The sequence below is a fragment of the Acinetobacter sp. NS-4 genome (genome assembly GCF_037402435.1).
Classification (GTDB): Bacteria; Pseudomonadota; Gammaproteobacteria; order Pseudomonadales; family Moraxellaceae; genus Acinetobacter.
In genome coordinates this window covers 1-560 of record NZ_JBBEUE010000053.1, presented here as the reverse complement: position 1 = coordinate 560, position 560 = coordinate 1, and the positions used below count along the sequence as shown (strand labels likewise).

Genomic DNA, 560 nt, shown 5'->3' with positions numbered 1-560 from the left:
CCTTTTCTAATATATTGCCTGATCAAACCATTGGTATTCTCATTCGTCCCTCTCTGCCATGCACTGTAAGGATCGGCAAAGTAGAATTCTATTCCTAACTCAGCATTGATTTGTTCATGCAAGCTAAACTCTTTGCCATTATCGGCAGTGATCGACTGTAATTTCTCTTTGACTGGATCTAGCAAGTGAACTGTTGCTTCACCCACCTCCTGACTCTTACGAGTGCTACACTTCTTTAACCATAAGTAGCCGGTTTTTCTATCGACGATTGAAACCAGAGACTGATGATGATTCTTGCCGACAATCGTATCTATTTCTAAATCGCCAAACTGTGACCGCTCTTCAATGATCTTCGGTCTGTCATGAATACTTTTACGGTTATTGAGTTTCCCGCGCTTTTCTGGGTGTCCATACTTTCTTTTACGTTGGTTTCTAAAACGTAAATGCAAATACAGGTCACCTCCTTTTATTTTATCCTGTTGGATATAACGGTAGATCGAATGCATGCTGACAGCAACTTGAGAAGCGATCTGTTCAGGACTCCATTGCAAAGCAAGATA

The 560-nt window shown here is 41.1% G+C and carries 1 protein-coding gene; it reads right to left on the bottom strand.

The features are described 5' to 3' along the window. Positions 1 to 560, bottom strand: a 560-nt coding sequence (locus WAE57_RS15810; protein ID WP_337711309.1) for an IS30 family transposase, incomplete at both ends; no start/stop codon positions are given.